The sequence below is a fragment of the Acidovorax sp. Leaf191 genome (assembly GCF_001424425.1).
In the GTDB taxonomy this organism is placed as follows: Bacteria; Pseudomonadota; Gammaproteobacteria; order Burkholderiales; family Burkholderiaceae_C; genus Acidovorax.
In genome coordinates this window covers 98588-116423 of record NZ_LMPT01000022.1, presented here as the reverse complement: position 1 = coordinate 116423, position 17836 = coordinate 98588, and the positions used below count along the sequence as shown (strand labels likewise).

The 17836-nt window shown below is 65.9% G+C and carries 18 protein-coding genes and 2 tRNA genes; 9 read left to right on the top strand and 11 right to left on the bottom strand.

Translation table 11 applies throughout. The annotated features are described in order from the left end of the window. The first annotated feature begins 6 nt into the window (after positions 1-6). The 9 genes from hpxZ to ASG27_RS22985 all read left to right on the top strand — a co-directional run bounded on the left by hpxZ (position 7) and on the right by ASG27_RS22985 (position 8594). Positions 7-384 carry an oxalurate catabolism protein HpxZ gene (gene hpxZ, locus ASG27_RS23025; protein ID WP_056421490.1) on the top strand — a complete coding sequence of 126 codons (378 nt, stop codon included), beginning with the start codon at positions 7-9 and terminating at the stop codon, positions 382-384. Between the two features lie 241 nt (positions 385-625). Then, positions 626-1747: a BMP family ABC transporter substrate-binding protein gene (locus ASG27_RS23020; protein WP_056421491.1), complete on the top strand. Its 1122-nt coding sequence runs from the start codon at positions 626-628 to the stop codon at positions 1745-1747. A 13-nt stretch (positions 1748-1760) separates the two neighbouring features. Beyond that, entirely contained in the window at positions 1761-2861 is a 1101-nt protein-coding gene (locus ASG27_RS23015) for an ABC transporter permease (protein ID WP_056421397.1), read from the top strand. After that, entirely contained in the window at positions 2858-3784 is a 927-nt protein-coding gene (locus ASG27_RS23010) for an ABC transporter permease (RefSeq protein WP_056421398.1), read from the top strand. The genes ASG27_RS23015 and ASG27_RS23010 overlap by 4 nt, the downstream gene beginning before the upstream one ends. A gap of 12 nt (positions 3785-3796) precedes the next feature. Then, on the top strand, positions 3797-4498 hold the full coding sequence (gene biuH, locus ASG27_RS23005; protein ID WP_056421399.1) for a biuret amidohydrolase: 702 nt from the start codon (positions 3797-3799) through the stop codon (positions 4496-4498). A gap of 16 nt (positions 4499-4514) precedes the next feature. Further along, a complete protein-coding gene (locus tag ASG27_RS23000; RefSeq protein ID WP_056421400.1) occupies positions 4515-6107 on the top strand; it encodes an ABC transporter ATP-binding protein in 1593 nt (530 codons plus the stop codon). Continuing rightward, on the top strand, positions 6104-6790 hold the full coding sequence (locus ASG27_RS22995; RefSeq protein WP_056421401.1) for a cysteine hydrolase family protein: 687 nt from the start codon (positions 6104-6106) through the stop codon (positions 6788-6790). Before ASG27_RS23000 ends, ASG27_RS22995 begins: the two co-directional genes overlap by 4 nt. A 16-nt stretch (positions 6791-6806) precedes the next feature. Next, a complete protein-coding gene (locus ASG27_RS22990) occupies positions 6807-7550 on the top strand; it encodes a GntR family transcriptional regulator (RefSeq protein WP_056421402.1) in 744 nt (247 codons plus the stop codon). A 72-nt stretch (positions 7551-7622) separates the two neighbouring features. Next, entirely contained in the window at positions 7623-8594 is a 972-nt protein-coding gene (locus ASG27_RS22985) for an MBL fold metallo-hydrolase (RefSeq protein ID WP_056421403.1), read from the top strand. A gap of 64 nt (positions 8595-8658) precedes the next feature. Here the strand turns inward: ASG27_RS22985 and ASG27_RS22980 are convergent. From ASG27_RS22980 to uvrB, 11 genes are all read right to left on the bottom strand, one after another. Next, positions 8659-8733: transfer RNA gene (locus tag ASG27_RS22980), tRNA-Val, on the bottom strand. A gap of 54 nt (positions 8734-8787) precedes the next feature. After that, a tRNA-Val gene (locus ASG27_RS22975) sits at positions 8788-8862 on the bottom strand. 39 nt (positions 8863-8901) lie between these two features. Beyond that, positions 8902-9615, bottom strand: a complete 714-nt coding sequence (gene dnaQ, locus ASG27_RS22970) for a DNA polymerase III subunit epsilon (protein WP_056421404.1) — start codon at positions 9613-9615, stop codon at positions 8902-8904. A gap of 85 nt (positions 9616-9700) precedes the next feature. Beyond that, positions 9701-10039 carry an ISC system 2Fe-2S type ferredoxin gene (gene fdx / locus ASG27_RS22965; protein ID WP_056421405.1) on the bottom strand — a complete coding sequence of 113 codons (339 nt, stop codon included), beginning with the start codon at positions 10037-10039 and terminating at the stop codon, positions 9701-9703. A gap of 81 nt (positions 10040-10120) precedes the next feature. Next, complete coding sequence (hscA, locus tag ASG27_RS22960; RefSeq protein ID WP_056421406.1) at positions 10121-11992, bottom strand: Fe-S protein assembly chaperone HscA; 1872 nt, start codon at positions 11990-11992, stop codon at positions 10121-10123. 77 nt (positions 11993-12069) lie between these two features. Then, positions 12070-12588 (bottom strand): Fe-S protein assembly co-chaperone HscB, encoded by a 519-nt coding sequence (gene hscB, locus ASG27_RS22955; RefSeq protein ID WP_056421407.1) that lies wholly within the window; start codon positions 12586-12588, stop codon positions 12070-12072. 195 nt (positions 12589-12783) lie between these two features. Further along, complete coding sequence (iscA, locus tag ASG27_RS22950; RefSeq protein ID WP_056421408.1) at positions 12784-13107, bottom strand: iron-sulfur cluster assembly protein IscA; 324 nt, start codon at positions 13105-13107, stop codon at positions 12784-12786. Positions 13108-13112: 5 nt separating this feature from the next. After that, positions 13113-13514, bottom strand: coding sequence for a Fe-S cluster assembly scaffold IscU (gene iscU / locus ASG27_RS22945; RefSeq protein ID WP_056421409.1), 402 nt, complete (start codon positions 13512-13514; stop codon positions 13113-13115). A 34-nt stretch (positions 13515-13548) separates the two neighbouring features. Continuing rightward, positions 13549-14769, bottom strand: a complete 1221-nt coding sequence (locus ASG27_RS22940; RefSeq protein ID WP_056421410.1) for an IscS subfamily cysteine desulfurase — start codon at positions 14767-14769, stop codon at positions 13549-13551. A 108-nt stretch (positions 14770-14877) separates the two neighbouring features. Continuing rightward, the gene (gene iscR, locus ASG27_RS22935; protein WP_007851285.1) at positions 14878-15414 is read right to left on the bottom strand and encodes a Fe-S cluster assembly transcriptional regulator IscR; all 537 of its coding nucleotides are present in this window, start codon (positions 15412-15414) and stop codon (positions 14878-14880) included. 253 nt (positions 15415-15667) lie between these two features. Continuing rightward, on the bottom strand, positions 15668-17758 hold the full coding sequence (gene uvrB, locus ASG27_RS22930; RefSeq protein WP_056421411.1) for an excinuclease ABC subunit UvrB: 2091 nt from the start codon (positions 17756-17758) through the stop codon (positions 15668-15670). Positions 17759-17836 lie beyond the last annotated feature (78 nt).

The following is a 17836-nucleotide window of genomic DNA, read 5'->3' as shown; positions in this document are numbered from 1 at the left end:
TTCTTCATGCCCTACACCATCAACCAGCCCGAGGTGCTCGCCGAGGTCGAGGACGTGTTCGCCCGCTACGAAGATGCCCTGGTGCACAACAAGGTGGAGGTGCTCGACGAGCTCTTCTGGGACAGCCCCCACACCCTGCGCTACGGCGCCACCGAGAACCTGTACGGCTACGCGCAGATACAGGCCTTTCGCGCCGCGCGCCCGGCCCAGGGGCCGCAGCGGCGCCTGCTCAAGACCGTGATCACCACCTACGGCCGCGACTTCGCCACCGCCAATGTCGAATTCCAGCGCGAGGGCAGCGCCCGCACCGGCCGCCAAAGCCAGACCTGGCTGCGCACGCCAGCCGGCTGGCGCGTGGTGGCCGCCCACGTGAGTCTTCTATGAAGCACCCCCTGAGTCGCTACGCGCCTTCCCCCTCTCTCGTCTCGCTGCGCGAGTCGGGAGGGGGACGCCCCCAGCGCGGCGGGGCGGCCCTTGCGCGCGGGCACTGGCCTTGGCCGCGCCAGTGGCACCGGCTTCAGGCATAGCGCGGCCAGAGGCCAGAGTAATGCACCTCTCTCGATTTCTTTCTGTTCCCCTTTATCCAACCCCTGCCGAAAGGACCGCCATGAAACCCGAGAAACCCATGTCCCGCCTTGCCCACCCGAACCGCCGCGAATCCCTCCAAGCCCTTGCGGCGCTGGGCGCTGCAAGCACCCTGGGCGGCTGGGCAATGCAGGCCAACGCACAGGCCCCGCTCACCGTGGGCGTGATCTATGTGGGCCCGCGCGACGACTACGGCTACAACCAGGCCCATGCCCAGGCTGCGGCCGAGCTCAAGAAGATGCCCGGCATCAAGGTGGTGGAAGAGGAGAACGTGCCCGAGACCGCCGCCGTGCAAAAGACCATGACCGGCATGATCGCGCAGGACGGCGCCAAGCTGTTGTTCCCCACATCGTTCGGCTACTTCGATCCGCACCTGCTGGCCCTGGCCGCCAAGTACCCGGACGTGCGCTTTTCGCACTGCGGCGGCATGTGGACCGAGGGCAAGCACCCCAAGAACGCGGGCAGCTTCTTCGGCTACATCGACGAGTGCCAGTACCTCAACGGCGTGGTGGCCGGCCACATGAGCAAGAGCGGCAAGATCGCCTTCATCGCGGCCAAGCCCATCCCGCAGGTGCTGCGCAACATCAACGCCTTCACGCTGGGCGCGCGCTCGGTCAAGCCGGGCATCACCTGCAGCGTGATCTTCACGGGCGACTGGTCCATGGCCGTCAAGGAGGCCGAGGCCACCAACAGCCTGGCCGACCAGGGCTGCGACGTGTTCACCATGCACGTGGATGGGCCCAAGGTCATTGTCGAAACCGCGGCCAAGCGCGGCAAGATGGTCTGCGGCTACCACGCCAGCCAGGCCAAGCTGGCGCCCCAGGCCTACCTGACGGGCGCCGAATGGAACTGGCTCACGGCCTACACCACCATCATCGAGGCGGCCCGCACCGGCAAGCCGCACCCCAACTTCCTGCGCGGGGGCTTGAAGGAAGGCTTCGTGAAGATGTCTGCCTACGGCCCTGCCGTGAGCGACGCGGCCAAGAAACAGGCCGACGACACCAAGGCGAAAATGATCGCGGGCAGCTTCGACATCTTCAAGGGCCCGCTCAAGAACAACAAGGGCAAGGAGGTCATCGCCAGCGGCAAGTCGTTCAAGCAGACCGACCTGGAGCTGGAAAAGATGGACTACCTGGTCGAAGGCGTCCTGGGTTCGTTCTAAGCAAGGGACTGCCATGCACTCGGCCGCCAAGGACGTCCTCTTGCCCATCGCCGCCATCGGGCTGGCGCTGCTGCTGTTCGGCGGCTTCGTCGGCTTGGCGGGCGTAAACCCAGTGGACATGTGGCTCACGCTGTTCAAGGGCGCGTTCGGCGACTGGTTCTCGTGGCAGAACACTCTGCAGCGTTCTGCGCCATTGATGCTCACGGCCCTGTGCGTGGCATTGCCTGCGCGGGCGGGGCTGACCATCATCGGCGGCGAGGGCGCGCTGGTGCTCGGCGGCCTGGCCGCCGCGGCGCTGCCCATGGCCGTGGCCTTGCCCGGCCATGTGGCGGGCACGGCGCTGGCCTGCGCCGCTGGCGCCGTGGCCGGCGCGCTGTGGATCATGCTGGCGGGCTGGCTGCGCCAGTACCGCGGCATCAACGAGACCATCAGCAGTTTGCTGCTGTCGTACGTGGCGATCGGCCTGTTCAAGCACTTCGTGGAGGGCCCCCTGCGCGACCCGGCCAGCCTGAACAAGCCGGCCACACCCAGCCTCGCCCCAGACCTGCTGATCGGCGGCATCGCCGGCTCGGACGTGCACTGGGGCCTGGTGCTGGGCGTGCTGGCCTGCGTGGCGCTGGGCCTGTGGCTGCATTTCACCGCCTCGGGCTTCTCGATCCGCGTGGTGGGCGGGAACCCGCGTGCCGCGCAATTGGTGGGCCTGCCGGCCACCCGCCTGATCCTGGTGGCCTGTGCCCTGGGCGGCGCGGCGGCAGGCCTGGCCGGTGCCGTGGAGGTGGCGGCGGTTCACACCAATGCCAATGGCGCGCTGATCGCGGGCTACGGCTATGCCGGCATCCTCGTGGCCTTCATTGCGCGGCACCACCCCATCGCGATCATCCCCGTGGCCATCGTGTTCGGCGGCTTCGGCGCGGCCGGCAGCCTGCTGCAGCGCCGCCTGGGCCTGCCCGACGCCTCGGTGATGGTGCTCCAGGGCATTGCCTTCGTGCTGATCCTGGCCAGCGAGGCGCTGCGCGACGTGGACTGGCGGGCCCTGTGGGCCCAGCGGCGCAGCCGGCCCGCCGAGGCAACGACGCCAAGCGCCCCGCCCACCGGGAATGTGGAGGCGATATGACCGCAGACCAATGGATTGCACTGATTGCGGGCATCGTGGGCGGGGCCCTGCGCGTGGGCGTACCCTTCCTCTTCGTGAGCCTGGGCGAGTGCCTCACCGAGAAGTCGGGCCGCATCAATCTCGGTCTGGAGGGTGTGCTGGTGCTCTCGGCCATGACCGCCTTCGGCGGCGCCTACCTCACCGGATCGCCCTGGCTCGGGGTGCTGGCCGGTGCCACCGCTGGCGCCGTGCTGGCCACGCTGCACGGCGTGCTGTGTTCGCTTCCGCGCGTGAACGATGTGGCCACCGGCATCGCGCTGATGCTGCTGGGCACGGGCCTCGCCTTCTACCTGGGCAAGCCGCTGATCCAGCCGCAGGCCCCGCAGATCCCCGCCCTGCCCCTGGGCGGCTGGAGCGATTCGCCCGTGGTGCAGTCGGCCCTGCAGGTCAATGCCCTGCTGCCACTGGGCATCGTGCTGGCTGTGTTCCTGTGGTGGGCCTTTGCGCGCACGCGCTGGGGCCTGCTGGTGCGGGTGGCAGGCGACTCGGCCAACGCCACGCGGGCGTTGGGCTATTCGGTGCCGGGCATCCGCATCGCGGCCACGGCGGCCGGCGGCTTCATCGCCGGGCTGGGCGGGGCCTCGCTCACCCTGTTCTACCCCGGCAGCTGGAACGAGGGCATCTCCAGCGGCCAGGGCCTGATCGCCGTCGCACTGGTGATCTTCGCGCGCTGGAACCCGCTGCGCTGCCTGGTTGCCGCCATGCTTTTCGGCGGTGCCGGCGCCATCGGCCCGGCGCTGCAGTCGGTGGGTGTGGGCTGGGGCTACCACCTGTTCAACACCGTGCCCTATGTGCTGACCCTGCTGATCCTGGTCGTGACCTGCAAGCCCGGCAGTGTCGCCACCGGCAGCCCCGGTGAACTCTCTTCCACCAAACAGTCTTGAAGGACCTCCCACGTGACCACAGCGACCACCCGGCACGTCCAGGCCAATCCCTACGCCTGGCCCTACAACGGCGACCTGCGCCCGGACAACACAGCGCTGCTCGTGATCGATATGCAGACCGACTTCTGCGGCATCGGCGGCTATGTGGACGTGATGGGCTACGACATCGCCCTCACGCGCGCGCCCATCGCGCCGCTGCAGCGCCTGCTGCCGGGGATGCGTGCACAGGGCTTTCGCGTCATCCACACCCGCGAGGGGCACCGCCCAGACCTGGCCGACCTGCCGGCCAACAAGCGCTGGCGCTCACGCCAGATCGGCAAGGAGGGCCTGGGCATCGGCGATGCCGGGCCCTGCGGGCGCATCCTGGTGCGCGGCGAGCCGGGTTGGGAGCTGATCCCCGAACTCGCGCCGCTGCCCGGCGAGGTGGTGATCGACAAGCCGGGCAAGGGCTCGTTCTACGCCACCGACCTGGACATGGTGCTGCAGCTTGCGGGCGTGCAGAACCTGATCCTCGCGGGCATCACCACCGATGTCTGCGTGCACACCACCATGCGCGAGGCCAATGACCGGGGCTATGAATGCCTGCTGCTGTCCGACTGCACGGCGGCCACCGACCCCGCCAACCACCAGGCTGCGTTGAACATGGTGACCATGCAGGGCGGCGTGTTCGGTGCGCATGCCACGTCTGGCGCACTACTGGCCGCATTGGCTTGAAGGAAAAGGAAGTCCCATGCCCGACCAACCCATAGGCGCGCTGCCCACAGGCACCGGTGCATTGGCGCTGGAGACCTGGAACCTGACCAAGCGCTTTGGCAGCTTCACCGCCATGGACCGCGTGAACATGCGCGTGGAGCCCGGCAGCGTGCACGCCCTGCTGGGCGAGAACGGCGCGGGCAAGAGCACGCTGGTCAAGTGCGTGGCGGGCTTCCAGAGGGCCGAGGAAGGCGCCATTCTGCTGGACGGGCGCGAGCAGGCCATCGCAAACCCCATTGTCGCGCGCAGCCTGGGCATCGGCATGGTCTACCAGCACTTCACACTGGCGCCGGGGATGACGGTAGCCGAGAACCTGCTGCTGGCCGGTGGCCAGACGCCGGCGGTGATCGACTGGTGCGCCCAGCGGGCCGAGCTGCAGGCCTTTCTGGCCACCACGCCCTTCCGGCTGGACCTGGATGCCCGCCCGTCGGAACTGGCAGCCGGCGAAAAGCAGAAGCTCGAACTGCTCAAGCAGCTGTACCTGCGCCCGCGCCTGTTGATCCTGGACGAACCCACCTCGGTGCTGACCCCGCAGGAGGCCGACGAGGTGCTGGGCCATGTGCGCACCTTTGCACGCACCGGCCAGTGCAGCGTCATCATCATCACGCACAAGTTCCGTGAAGTGATGGCCTATGCCGATGCGGTGACCGTGCTGCGCCGCGGCCAGGCTGTGCACCACGGCCGGGTGGCCGACACCGGCCCTCAGGCGCTGGCCCAGGCCATGATGGGCGATGCCGCCAACGCCTCGCCACCCGCAGCCAGCGCGGCAGCGACTGCAGATACGGACAACCCGCCGGGCGAGGTCGCGCTGCAGGTGGAAGGCCTTCAAGCCCTCGGCGACCGTGGCACCCTCGCCCTGCATGGCCTCGATCTGTCGGTGCGCAGGGGCGAGGTGCTGGGCGTGGCCGGCGTATCGGGCAACGGCCAACGCGAGCTGGTCGAGGCGCTGGTGGGCCAGCGCCCGCGCCTGGCCGGCAAAGTGCAGGTGCTGGGCCGGGACTACACGGCCACGCGCGCGCAGAACCGTGAACTCAGGGTACGCAGCCTGCCCGAGGAGCCGCTGCGCAATGCCTGCGTGGGCGACCTGTCGGTGGCCGAGAACATGGCCCTGCGCGACTTCGACCAACCGCCGTTGTCAACGGGCGGCGTGCTGCGTTTTGCCACCTGGCGCAGCCGGGCACGCGAGTGGATCGCTGGCTACGGCGTCAAGACCCAGGGAGAAGGCGCCCCCATCCGCAGCCTGTCGGGCGGCAACGTGCAGCGCGCGGTGCTGGCACGCGAGCTGGCGGGCGAGATCAATGTGCTGATCGCCGCCAACCCGGTGTTCGGGCTGGACTTTGCGGCCGTGGCAGAGATCCATGCTCGCATCCTGGGCGTGCGCGAGCGCGGTGGCGCCGTGCTGCTCATCAGCGAAGACCTGGACGAGCTGCTGGAGCTGGCCGACCGCATCGTGGTCATGAGCGAAGGCCGCATCGTGCACGAAACCCCCTCCGCCATCGCCGAGCGCCATGTGCTGGGCGCCTACATGGGCGGCGGACACGATCACACACCCCACCAGGAAGCGGCATGAGCCTGACGACCATCCACGCCCACCCTTTCGACTACCGCTTCTCGCTGCCGCACACCGCGCTGGTGATCATCGACATGCAGCGCGACTTCATCGAGCCCGGCGGCTTTGGCGAGACGCTGGGCAACGACGTGTCTTTGCTCGAAGCCATCGTGCCGGCCTGCCAGGCCGTGCTGCTGGCCTGGCGCGCCGCGGGCGGCCTGGTCGTGCACACGCGCGAATCGCACCGGCCCGACCTGTCCGACTGCCCGCCCGCCAAGCGCCTGCGCGGCAACCCGCAATTGCGCATCGGCGACGCGGGGCCCATGGGCCGCATCCTGGTGGCGGGAGAGCCGGGCAACCAGATCATCCCCGCGCTGGCGCCGGTGGTGGGCGAGATCGTCGTCGACAAGCCCGGCAAGGGCATGTTCTACGCCACGGGCCTGCACGAAACGCTGCAAGCGCGCGGCATCACCCACCTCGTCTTCATGGGCGTGACCACCGAGGTCTGCGTGCAGACCAGCATGCGCGAGGCCAATGACCGCGGGTATGATGGCCTGCTGCTCGAAGACTGCACCGAGAGCTACTTCCCCCATTTCAAGGCAGCCGCCATCGAGATGCTGCGCGCCCAGGGCGCCATCGTCGGCTGGACCGCTCCGTCGGCCGCGTTGCTGCCGCGATTGGCCGACGCGTTGCTGGCCCCGTAGTTGCTAAAGTCGCCCTGTGCAGCCCCCCCGCCCCGCCTCCCCTCCTTCCAAGACGAAACCGGTGCGCAACTCGCGCGCCGACGATGTGTACGCCCAGCTCAAGCGCGACGTGGGTGAGTTCAAGCTGGTGCCGGGCGACCGCTTCACCGAGAACGAGATCTGCGAACGGCTGGGCGTCTCGCGCACGCCCGTGCGCCAGGCCCTGGTGCGCCTGCAGCAGGAGGGCTACGTGGAGGTGCTGTTTCGCAGCGGCTGGCGCGTGCTGCCTTTCGACTTCGACCAGTTCGAGCAGCTCTACGACCTGCGCATGGTGCTGGAGACCACGGCCGTGCACCGCCTGTGCGACGAAGGCACGGGTGCTCTCAAGTCCATCCAGGTCGACCACCGGTTGCTCGACGAACTCAACAACATCTGGCTCGTGCCGCCGGACCAGCGCAGCACCGACACCCTGCAGGTGGCAGCCTGGGACGAGGCATTCCACTGCGCGCTGGTGCGCGCCGCCGGCAATGCCGAGATGACGCGCGTGCACCGCGACGTGACCGAGCGCATCCGCATCATCCGCCGGCTCGACTTCACGCAGCAGGCGCGCATCGATGCCACGTACGATGAGCACGCCACCATCCTCAAGGCCATCCGCGCGCACCGCGGCGACCAGGCCGCCATGCTGCTGCGCGCCCACATCCAGACCAGCCAGGCCGAAGTGCGCAAGATCACCCTGCACCAGGTGCACATGGCGCGTCTGGGGTCCAGTGCCGGTTAAATGACACAATCTGCGGGTTGCGGGCTAGGGCAGCAGTCGCAGCCCCGCCCACCCACCGAATGAGGAGATGCCATGCGCTTGAAGTGCTCTGCCGCGGCCCTCTTCCTGGTCGCCGCTTTGTCGGCCCAGGCCCAGAACGTGAAGGTGACGCCGTTGGGCGGCATCGAGGGTGAGCTGTGCCCGCAGGACCGGGCCCTGGTCTTCGAGGACCCCAACGGCACGCGCGTGCTGTACGACCCGGGCCGCACGGTGGCCGGCGCCAGTGACCCGCGCCTGGGCAAGATCGACATCATCCTCGTGAGCCACATGCATGGTGACCATGTGGGCAACGCGCACAACGCGGCGCCCAATTCGGGGACCTGTGCCAGCCCCGACATGTCGGTCTCGGCCCTGCCCAACTCCAACGCGGTGAACATCGCGCTGGCCAAAAAGTCCAAGATCGTGACCGGCAGCGAGATGCCGCCCTTCTTCGCGGCCAAGCTCAAGGCCAACGGCGGCGACCCGGCCAACTCGATGCTGGCGCGCTTCGGCGGCAGCGTCACGGTCGCCGGCGTGCGCATCGCCACGGTGACCGCCATGCACAGCAACGGCGTCGACCCGGACTACATCGGAGGCCAGCTGGGCGATGCAATGAAGGCGGCCGGCATAGCCGGTGACGTTGGCCTGGCAACCGGATACGTGCTGACTTTCAGCAACGGGCTGGTAGCCTACCTGTCGGGCGATACGGGCATCACCGCCGACCAGGAACGCGTGGTGCGTGACTACTACAAGGCCAAGCTCGCGGTGATGAACATCGGCGACGGCTTCAGCACCGGCCCTGCGGAAGCCGCCTTCGTGATCAACGAACTGGTCAAGCCGGCATCGGTGATCGCCTCACATGTCAACGAGGTCGGCACGGTGGACGGGGTGGTGCGCCCGGGCAGCAAGACGGAAGCCTTCATCAAGGCATCGCGCGTTCCGGTCATCGTGCCTCTGTCGGGGCGGACCATGGAGTTCGCGGCCTCGGGCCTGTGCGCCGCTGGCTGCGGCAAGGCCAGCAACTGAGCGGGCTTGTACGCGCCGCAACGAAAAAATCCTTGCAAGCCCTAAGCCTGCAAGGATTTTGAATTGGTGGGAGATGCAAGTTTCGAACTTGCGACCCCTGCAGTGTGAATGCAGTGCTCTACCCCTGAGCTAATCTCCCGCAGCTCCGTCCTTCGAAAAAGGGACTTTGCCGTGGCTTGTCTGCGAGCGTGCTTGGTGGGAGATGCAAGTTTCGAACTTGCGACCCCTGCAGTGTGAATGCAGTGCTCTACCCCTGAGCTAATCTCCCGTCGTCGCTCCGACAAGCCTTCGATTATGGCACAACTTTTTAGGCGTTTTCAAATTTTCGCCAGATTGTCTTGCTGCCGCTGGCCTTGTCGATCTGTGCCAGCACCTCTTCGTGCGCCACATTCTCGGCCTCGCTGGCACTCAGGACCGGCAAGCTGAAAGTGCGCAGATCCACCGCGACGATCGGCAGTCCGTCCGCGCCCTCGTCGCCATCGTCGGCAATCAGCAGCGCGTCCTGGCCCCGCGTGAGATTGATGTACACATCGGCCAGCAGCTCGGCGTCCAGCAGCGCGCCGTGCAGGGTGCGGCTGGAGTTGTCCACGCCCAGGCGGTCGCACAGAGCATCCAGCGAATTGCGCTTGCCGGGGTACATCTCCTTGGCCATGGCCAGCGTGTCGGTGACGCTTTCCACGTAGGTGCGAAACGCGGGCCGTCCGATCAGCTCCAGCTCCTTGTTCAGGAAGCCGACGTCGAACGCGGCGTTGTGGATGATGATTTCAGCGCCCTGCAGGTACTGCAGGATCTCATCGGCCACTTCCGCAAACTTGGGCTTGTCCTTCAGGAACTCGTTGCTGATGCCGTGCACTTTCAAAGCATCTTCATGGCTGTCGCGGCCCGGGTTGAAGTACAGGTGCAGGTTGTTGCCCGTGAGCTTGCGGTTCAGAAGCTCGACGCAACCGAGCTCGATGATGCGGTCGCCGCTGTCGGCCGACAGGCCGGTGGTTTCGGTGTCGAGAACGATCTGGCGGGTCATGCGCGCCCCCAGGCTTGGCATGCCGTGTCCACGCAGCCCCCCAAGGAGGCGCAACCTTGCTGGGTGTGGCCCGTCGCTGCGCGCATCAGTGGTTCTCCTTGGCGTGGTTGATGGTGTATTTGGGAATCTCCACCACAACGTCCTGCTGCGCCAGGATGGCCTGGCACGACAGGCGCGATTGGGGCTCCAGGCCCCAGGCACGGTCGAGCAGGTCTTCCTCTTCTTCTTCGGCCTCGTTGAGCGAGTGCAGACCCTGGCGCACGATGACATGGCAGGTGGTGCAGGCGCAGCTCATGTCGCAGGCGTGCTCGATGTTGATGTGGTTCTCGAGCAGCGCCTCGCAGATCGATGTGCCCGCAGCCGCGGTGATCTCCGTGCCTGCAGGGCAGTATTCGGGATGGGGAAGGATCTTGATGACGGGCATGGGGTCGTTTCTTCTTGTCGTCTGGACGGGTCGTCTCGGTCGTCTTTTCGGGTTTTGTCGGGGGCTGATGTCGAGTCGGCGTCAGAGCGCCTGAACGTTCTTGCCCGCCAGCGCCTGCTGGATGCCACGGTTCATGCGCTGAGCCGCAAAGGCTTCGGTGCCTTTGGCCAGGGCCTCGGTCGCGGCTTCGATCACGGCGGCATCGTCCACCTCGCGCTGCCCGCGCAAGGAGGCCATCAAGGCCTCGATGCGTGTGCGCTCTTCCGCCATGAGCACGTCGCCATCTGCATCCAGTGCGCTTTGCGTGGCGATGAGCATGCGGTCGGCATCCACCCGGGCTTCGACCACGGCGCGCGCCTTCATGTCCTGCGCGGCCGTCGCAAAGCCATCCTGCAGCATGCGGGCGATCTCGTCGTCCGAGAGGCCGTACGACGGCTTCACGTCGATGCGCGCCTCCACGCCACTGCCCTGCTCCTTGGCGCTCACGCTCAACAGGCCATCCGCGTCGACCGTGAAGGTCACGCGGATGCGGGCGGCGCCTGCCGCCATGGGCGGAATGCCGCGCAACTCGAAGCGCGCCAGGCTGCGGCAGTCCTGCACCAGGTCGCGCTCGCCTTGCACCACGTGGATGGCCAGCGCGGTCTGGCCGTCCTTGTAGGTGGTGAAGTCCTGCGCCTTGGCGGTGGGGATGGTTTCGTTGCGGGCCACGATGCGCTCCACCAGCCCGCCCATGGTTTCGATGCCCAGCGACAGCGGTGTCACGTCCAGCAGCAGCAGGTCCCCAGCGGTGTCGTTGCCCGCCAGCTGGTTGGCCTGCACCGACGCGCCCAGGGCCACCACCTCGTCAGGGTTCAGGTTGTTCAGCGGCTGCTTGCCAAAGAATTCGGCCACGGCACGCTGCACCTGCGGCATGCGGGTGGAGCCCCCCACCATCACCACGCCCTGCACTTCGTCGCGGGCCAGGTGCGCATCGCGCAAGGCGCGGCGCACAGCGGCCATCGAGCGGGCGGTCAGGTCGGCGGTTGCGGCTTCAAAATCGGATTTCTTGACGTCGAAATGCACGCTACCGCCCGATAGGTGAGCGCTGAATGCTATCAAATCAGTAGTGGTCAGCGCTTCCTTGCAGGCCCGTGCGGCCATCCGCACGGCCGCCTTGTCGGCAGGGGTCGTCACCTGCAGGTTCAACTGCGCCAGCACCCAGTCTGCCAAGGCTGCGTCGTAGTCGTCACCGCCCAGGGCAGAGTCGCCACCGGTGGCAATCACCTCGAACACGCCCTGCGTGAGCCGCAGGATGGAGATGTCGAAGGTGCCGCCGCCCAGGTCGTACACGGCGTACACACCCTCGCTCGCGTTGTCCAGACCATAAGCGATGGCCGCGGCCGTCGGCTCGTTGATGAGGCGCAGCAGATGGATGCCGGCCAGCTTGGCGGCGTCTTTGGTGGCCTGGCGCTGCGCGTCGTCGAAGTAGGCAGGCACGGTGATGACCGCGCCGTAAAGGTCGTCGTTGAAAGTGTCTTCCGCGCGGTAGCGCAGCGTGGCCAGGATCTCGGCACTGACCTCCACTGGCGACTTGACGCCATCGGCTGTGTCCAGGCTCACCATGCCTTCGGACTGCGGCCCATTGCCCGATACGAAGTCGTACGGAAGCTTGTCGGCATCGGCCACATCGCGCAGGCCACGGCCCATGAAGCGCTTGACGGACGCAATGGTGTTGCGCGCATCCTGCGTCTGGGCTGTCACCGCGTCGTAGCCGATCTGGCGGCCGCCGTTGCCCAGGTAGCGCACCACCGAGGGCAGCAGCACCCTGCCCTGCGCGTCGGGCAGGCATTCGGCAACGCCATTGCGCACGGCCGCGACCAGAGAATGCGTGGTGCCCAAATCAATGCCCACGGCAATGCGCCGCTGATGGGGGTCGGGGGACTGGCCGGGCTCGGAAATCTGCAAAAGCGCCATGGAATTCGGTATCTCTAACGAGGAAGGCAGGCCACGGTCACGGCCTGCTTCTAAAGGGGAAACACAAGAAACGGGGGCTATTGTCCCAGTTGCTCTCGCCGGCGCTCGATGTCGTCGGCAAATCGCGCAATGAACATGAGGGCTCTGACCTGCTGGGAAGCACCCGCATAGTCGTGCTGGCTATCGATCAGCGCTTCGCATTCGGCAAGCGCCTCTCGGCGGGCTTGCGCCACGGTGTCGTCCAGCGCATCCAGTTCGGGCTCCGCCTCGGCCTCTTCCAGGGCCTCACGCCATTCCATCTGCTGCATGAGGAACGCGACAGGCATTGCCGTGTTGTCCTCGGCACGGATGGGCGCACCGTGGAGCTCGCACAGGTAGGACGCCCTGCGCATGGGGTCCTTCAGGCGCTGGTAGGCCTCGTTGATGCGCACAGACCACTGCATGGCCACGCGCTGGGCGGCAGCGCCCTGGGCGGCGAACTTGTCCGGGTGCGCCTCGCGCTGCAGCTCTTTCCAGCGCGCATCGATGGCGCTGCGATCCTGCGCAAAGCGGCGATCCAGGCCGAAGAGTTCAAAGTCGTCAGATTGCAGGTTCATAGGCCAAGAAAAAACCGCCAACGGGGGCGGTTTGTCAGGTGGTTGTCCATCGCGCTAAGCACTGCCCACAGCCCATGAAACCGATACGGCTGCCACCAGTGCCACCGCAGTGCTCAATCTGCCGAGCCCCGTTGGGCGCCCCACTCCCACGGGAGAGGGGCAAGGCGCTACGCAACTCACGGGGCGGTTCATACCTCAGACGCGGAAGCTCTCTCCGCAGCCGCAACGATCCCGCTCATTGGGGTTGTTGAACTTGAAGCCCTCGTTGAGGCCTTCACGCACGAAGTCGAGCTCGGTACCGTCGATGTACGCCAGGCTCTTGGGGTCGATCAGCACCTTGACGCCGTGGTTCTCGAACACGATGTCTTCGGGCTGGGTGTCATCCACATATTCCAGCTTGTAGGCCAGGCCAGAGCACCCCGTCGTCTTGACGCCCAGGCGCACGCCCAGCCCCTTGCCCCTGCGGGACAGGTACCGGTTCACATGCCGGGCAGCGGCTTCAGTCAGCGTAATGGCCATGGCAATCAGGCAGCGGTGGCAGTGGCTGCGTGTTTGGTCTTGTAGTCCAGCACGGCGGCCTTGATGGCGTCTTCCGCGAGGATCGAGCAGTGCACCTTGACCGGCGGCAGCGCCAGCTCTTCGGCGATTTCGCTGTTCTTGAGCGCCGCGGCTTCATCCAGCGTCTTGCCCTTGACCCATTCGGTCACGAGCGACGACGAAGCAATGGCAGAGCCACAGCCGTAGGTCTTGAAGCGCGCGTCTTCGATCACGCCGGTGGCAGGATTGACCTTGATCTGCAGCTTCATCACGTCGCCGCAGGCTGGCGCCCCCACCATGCCGGTGCCTACCGAATCATCACCCTTGTCGAACGAACCCACGTTGCGGGGGTTCTCGTAGTGGTCTACCACTTTGTCTGAGTAAGCCATGATGTGTACCTCTTGAATCTTCGGAAATTGGGGATCAGTGCGCAGCCCACTGGATGGTGCTGATGTCGATGCCGTCCTTGTACATCTCCCACAGCGGGCTCAGCTCGCGCAGGCGGGCGACGTTCTCGCGGATGGTGGAGATCGCGTAGTCGATCTCTTCTTCCGTGGTGAAGCGGCCGATGGTCATGCGCAGGCTGCTGTGCGCCAGCTCGTCGCTGCGGCCCAGGGCACGCAGCACGTAGCTGGGCTCCAGGCTGGCAGACGTGCAGGCGGAGCCGGACGACACTGCCAGACCCTTGATGCCCATGATGAGCGACTCGCCTTCGACGTAGTTGAAACTCATGTTCAGGTTCTGCGGCACGCGGCGTTCCATGCTGCCGTTGATGAACACCTGCTCGATGTCCTTCAGGCCGTCCAGCAGGCGCTGCTGCAGCGCATGGGCCTTGGCATTGCTTTCGGCCATTTCTTCCTTGGCGATGCGGAAGGCCTCGCCCATGCCCACGATCTGGTGTGTGGGCAAGGTGCCCGAGCGCATGCCGCGCTCGTGGCCGCCGCCGTGCATCTGGGCTTCCAGGCGCACGCGGGGCTTGCGGCGCACGAACAGTGCGCCGATGCCCTTGGGGCCGTAGGTCTTGTGCGCCGTCATGCTCATCAGGTCGACGGGCAGCGTGGCCATGTCGATCGCCACACGGCCGGTGGCCTGGGCCGCGTCGACGTGGAACAAGATGCCCTTCTCACGGCACAGTGCGCCGATGGCCGGAATGTCCTGGATCACGCCGATTTCGTTGTTCACGAACAGTACGCTGATGAGGATGGTGTCAGGGCGGATGGCCGCCTTGAGGGCGTCCATGTTGACCAGACCGTCTTCCTGCACGTCGAGGTAGGTGACCTCGAAGCCCTGTCGCTCCAGCTCGCGCATGGTGTCCAGCACGGCCTTGTGCTCGGTCTTGAGCGTGATGAGATGCTTGCCCTTGCCTTTGTAGAACTGGGCGGCACCCTTCAGAGCCAGGTTGATCGATTCGGTGGCGCCGCTGGTCCAGACGATTTCGCGCGGGTCGGCGCCGATCAGGTCGGCCACCTGGCCGCGGGCATTCTCTACCGCTTCTTCCGCCTCCCAGCCCCAGGCGTGGCTGCGCGAGGCCGCGTTGCCGAAATGCTCGCGCAGCCAGGGAATCATGGCGTCCACCACGCGCGGGTCCACCGGAGTGGTGGCGCCGTAGTCGAGATAGATGGGGAAGTGCGGGGTCATGTCCATGGCTGGCTCAGTAGAGGTTTCTGGCTGGCAGATTTGCTGGAAGAAGGTCGATGTTCAAATAACGTTCAGGGCGGTGCCGACCCCAGGGCCAGCACGGCGCACCGAGGCTCAAGACTTCGCGAAGACGTTGCCCAGGGCAAAGACGGAGTTCGGGGCATTCACGCGGATGGGCTTGACCACCGGCGTCGTGGAGATCGCGCGGCGCACCACGGGCTTGTCCTCGATCTGCACACCCTTGGCAAGCTGCTCTTCCACCAGCTTTTGCAGCGTGACGGAGTCCAGAAACTCCACCATGCGCTGGTTCAGCGAAGCCCACAGTTCATGCGTCATGCAGCGACCGGCTTCGCCCAGGCAGTTTTCCTTGCCGCCGCACTGGGTCGCGTCGATGGGTTCGTCCACCGACACGATGATGTCCGCCACGGTGATGTCGCCCGCCTTGCGGGCCAGGGTGTAGCCGCCACCGGGGCCGCGGGTCGATTCGACCAGTTCATGGCGGCGCAGTTTGCCGAACAGCTGCTCGAGGTACGACAGCGAGATCTGCTGGCGCTGGCTGATCGCGGCCAGCGTGACAGGGCCATTGTTCTGGCGCAGGGCCAAATCGATCATGGCGGTGACCGCAAAACGGCCTTTGGTTGTGAGACGCATCGCAAGCTCCTTGTGCTAAGGCTTGTTCGTTGTAGAAACCGCCGCCACTGGCTGATGGCCAGTGAGGCACCGTCTCCGCCCCTTCTCCGTGCGATCACCTGCAAAGGCGTGCAAGGAGCCCTTCATCGCTGGGCTGTTTTCTTGAGTGTTTTGTGCAAGTATAACACAAATCCCTATCGAATTGGTCGGGATAAAAAACCAACTGGTCGCAATTTGATCAGCAATGTCTTAACCCGACACTTCCAACGCCCATTCACAAGGCCACCGAATCATTTCCGTGCGCACCGAACGCCTGGTCCTTGAGCCTCGTCAGCTGGTCCCGCACGCGGGCAGCCTGCTCGAATTCCAGGTTGCGCGCGTGCTCCAGCATGAGCTTTTCCAGCCGCTTGATCTCGCGCGCCACGTCCTTCTCGGACATGTCCTCCACCTGGGCGCGCCGCATGGCTTCCTGCTCCAGACGTTCGGCGTCCTTCCCGGCCTTTTCGCTGTACACACCGTCAATCAGGTCTCTTACCCGCTTGACAATGCTGCGCGGCGTGATTCCGTGTTCCTCGTTGTGTGCGATCTGCTTGATGCGGCGTCGTTCCGTCTCGCCCATGGCTTTTTTCATGGAGTCGGTGATCCGGTCGGCGTACAGGATGGCGCGGCCGTTCAGGTTGCGCGCTGCGCGGCCGATGGTCTGGATCAGGCTGCGCTCGGCACGCAGGAAACCCTCCTTGTCCGCATCCAGAATGGCCACCAGCGATACCTCGGGAATATCGAGCCCCTCCCGCAGCAGGTTGATCCCCACCAGCACATCGAAAGCACCCAGGCGCAGGTCGCGGATGATCTCCACCCGCTCGACCGTGTCCACGTCGCTGTGCAGGTAGCGGACCTTGACGCCGTTGTCGGTCAGGTAGTCGGTCAGTTGCTCGGCCATGCGCTTTGTCAGCGTGGTAATGAGTACGCGCTCGTGCTTTTCGACCCGAATGCGTATCTCCTGCAGCACATCATCCACCTGATGGGTGGCGGGGCGCACCTCGACCTGTGGGTCCACCAGCCCCGTCGGACGCACCACCTGGTCCACGATCTGCCCGGAATGCGTGCGTTCGTACTCTGCAGGGGTCGCGGTGACGAAGATCGCCTGGCGCATGCGCTGCTCGAACTCCTCGAACTTGAGCGGGCGGTTGTCCAGCGCCGACGGCAGCCGAAAGCCGTACTCCACCAGCGTCGTCTTGCGCGACCGGTCGCCGCTGTACATGGCGTTGAGCTGGCCGATCATCTGGTGGCTCTCGTCCAGGAACATCAACGCATCCTTGGGCATGTAGTCCGTCAGCGTGCTGGGCGGGTCGCCCGGCGCAGCGCCGGACAGGTGGCGCGTGTAGTTCTCGATGCCCTTGCAGTGCCCTACTTCGCTGAGCATCTCCAGATCGAACCGGGTACGCTGCTCCAGCCGCTGCGCCTCCACCAGCTTGCCGTCGGCCAACAGTTGCTGCAGGCGTTCGGCCAGCTCCAGCTTGATGGTCTCCACAGCGGTGAGCACCTTGTCGCGTGGTGTGACGTAGTGGCTGCTGGGATACACCGTGAAGCGCGGTATCTTTTGCTTGACGCGCCCGGTGAGGGGGTCGAACAGCTGCAGGCTCTCCACTTCGTCGTCAAAAAGCTCGATCCGGATCGCCAGCTCGGAGTGCTCGGCTGGAAACACGTCGATCGTGTCCCCCCGTACGCGGAACTTGCCGCGTGAAAAATCTGCCTCGTTGCGCTGGTACTGCATGCGGATCAGCTGCGCGATCACGTCGCGCTGGCCCAGCTTGTCGCCCACGCGCAGCGTCATCACCATGCGGTGGTAGCTCTCGGGCTCGCCGATGCCGTAGATGGCCGACACGGTGGCCACGATGACCACATCGCGCCGCTCCATCAGGCTCTTGGTGCAAGACAGCCGCATCTGCTCGATGTGCTCGTTGATCGCGCTGTCCTTTTCAATGAACAGGTCCCGTTGCGGCACATAGGCCTCGGGCTGGTAGTAGTCGTAGTAGCTCACGAAGTACTCCACGGCGTTCTTGGGGAAGAACTCGCGGAACTCGCTGTACAACTGCGCGGCCAGCGTCTTGTTGGGCGCGAAGATGATGGCCGGGCGACCCATGCGGGCGATGACGTTGGCCATGGTGAAGGTCTTGCCCGAGCCCGTCACGCCCAGCAGGGTCTGGAAGGCTTCGCCATCGTTCAGGCCCTCCACCAGCTTGGCAATGGCCTCGGGCTGGTCGCCCGCAGGCGGGTACGGCTGGAACAGCTCGAAGGGTGAATCGGGGAAACTGACGAATTCGCCGTCTTGCTTTTCCGTTATGACCTGTGTGATATCCGGCATGGGTGCAGTCAACGAGTGGTGTGGGCAGGCCGTTAAAATCGGCGGAACCCGGCACAGTACACCACGCCTGGATTCTTC

Bases quoted from the DNA above. Each gene is read 5' to 3' on its own strand.
- ASG27_RS22995 (WP_056421401.1), top strand. From the start codon at position 6,104: ATGAGCCTGACGACCATCCACGCCCACCCTTTCGACTACCGCTTCTCG.
- ASG27_RS22985 (WP_056421403.1), top strand. From the start codon at position 7,623: ATGCGCTTGAAGTGCTCTGCCGCGGCCCTCTTCCTGGTCGCCGCTTTG.
- ASG27_RS23010 (WP_056421398.1), top strand. From the start codon at position 2,858: ATGACCGCAGACCAATGGATTGCACTGATTGCGGGCATCGTGGGCGGG.
- ASG27_RS23000 (WP_056421400.1), top strand. From the start codon at position 4,515: ATGCCCGACCAACCCATAGGCGCGCTGCCCACAGGCACCGGTGCATTG.
- uvrB (WP_056421411.1), bottom strand. From the start codon at position 17,758: ATGCCGGATATCACACAGGTCATAACGGAAAAGCAAGACGGCGAATTC.
- iscR (WP_007851285.1), bottom strand. From the start codon at position 15,414: ATGCGTCTCACAACCAAAGGCCGTTTTGCGGTCACCGCCATGATCGAT.
- ASG27_RS22940 (WP_056421410.1), bottom strand. From the start codon at position 14,769: ATGGACATGACCCCGCACTTCCCCATCTATCTCGACTACGGCGCCACC.
- iscA (WP_056421408.1), bottom strand. From the start codon at position 13,107: ATGGCCATTACGCTGACTGAAGCCGCTGCCCGGCATGTGAACCGGTAC.
- fdx (WP_056421405.1), bottom strand. From the start codon at position 10,039: ATGCCCGTCATCAAGATCCTTCCCCATCCCGAATACTGCCCTGCAGGC.
- hscA (WP_056421406.1), bottom strand. From the start codon at position 11,992: ATGGCGCTTTTGCAGATTTCCGAGCCCGGCCAGTCCCCCGACCCCCAT.
- hpxZ (WP_056421490.1), top strand. From the start codon at position 7: ATGCCCTACACCATCAACCAGCCCGAGGTGCTCGCCGAGGTCGAGGAC.
- dnaQ (WP_056421404.1), bottom strand. From the start codon at position 9,615: ATGACCCGCCAGATCGTTCTCGACACCGAAACCACCGGCCTGTCGGCC.
- hscB (WP_056421407.1), bottom strand. From the start codon at position 12,588: ATGAACCTGCAATCTGACGACTTTGAACTCTTCGGCCTGGATCGCCGC.
- ASG27_RS23020 (WP_056421491.1), top strand. From the start codon at position 626: ATGTCCCGCCTTGCCCACCCGAACCGCCGCGAATCCCTCCAAGCCCTT.
- iscU (WP_056421409.1), bottom strand. From the start codon at position 13,514: ATGGCTTACTCAGACAAAGTGGTAGACCACTACGAGAACCCCCGCAAC.
- ASG27_RS23015 (WP_056421397.1), top strand. From the start codon at position 1,761: ATGCACTCGGCCGCCAAGGACGTCCTCTTGCCCATCGCCGCCATCGGG.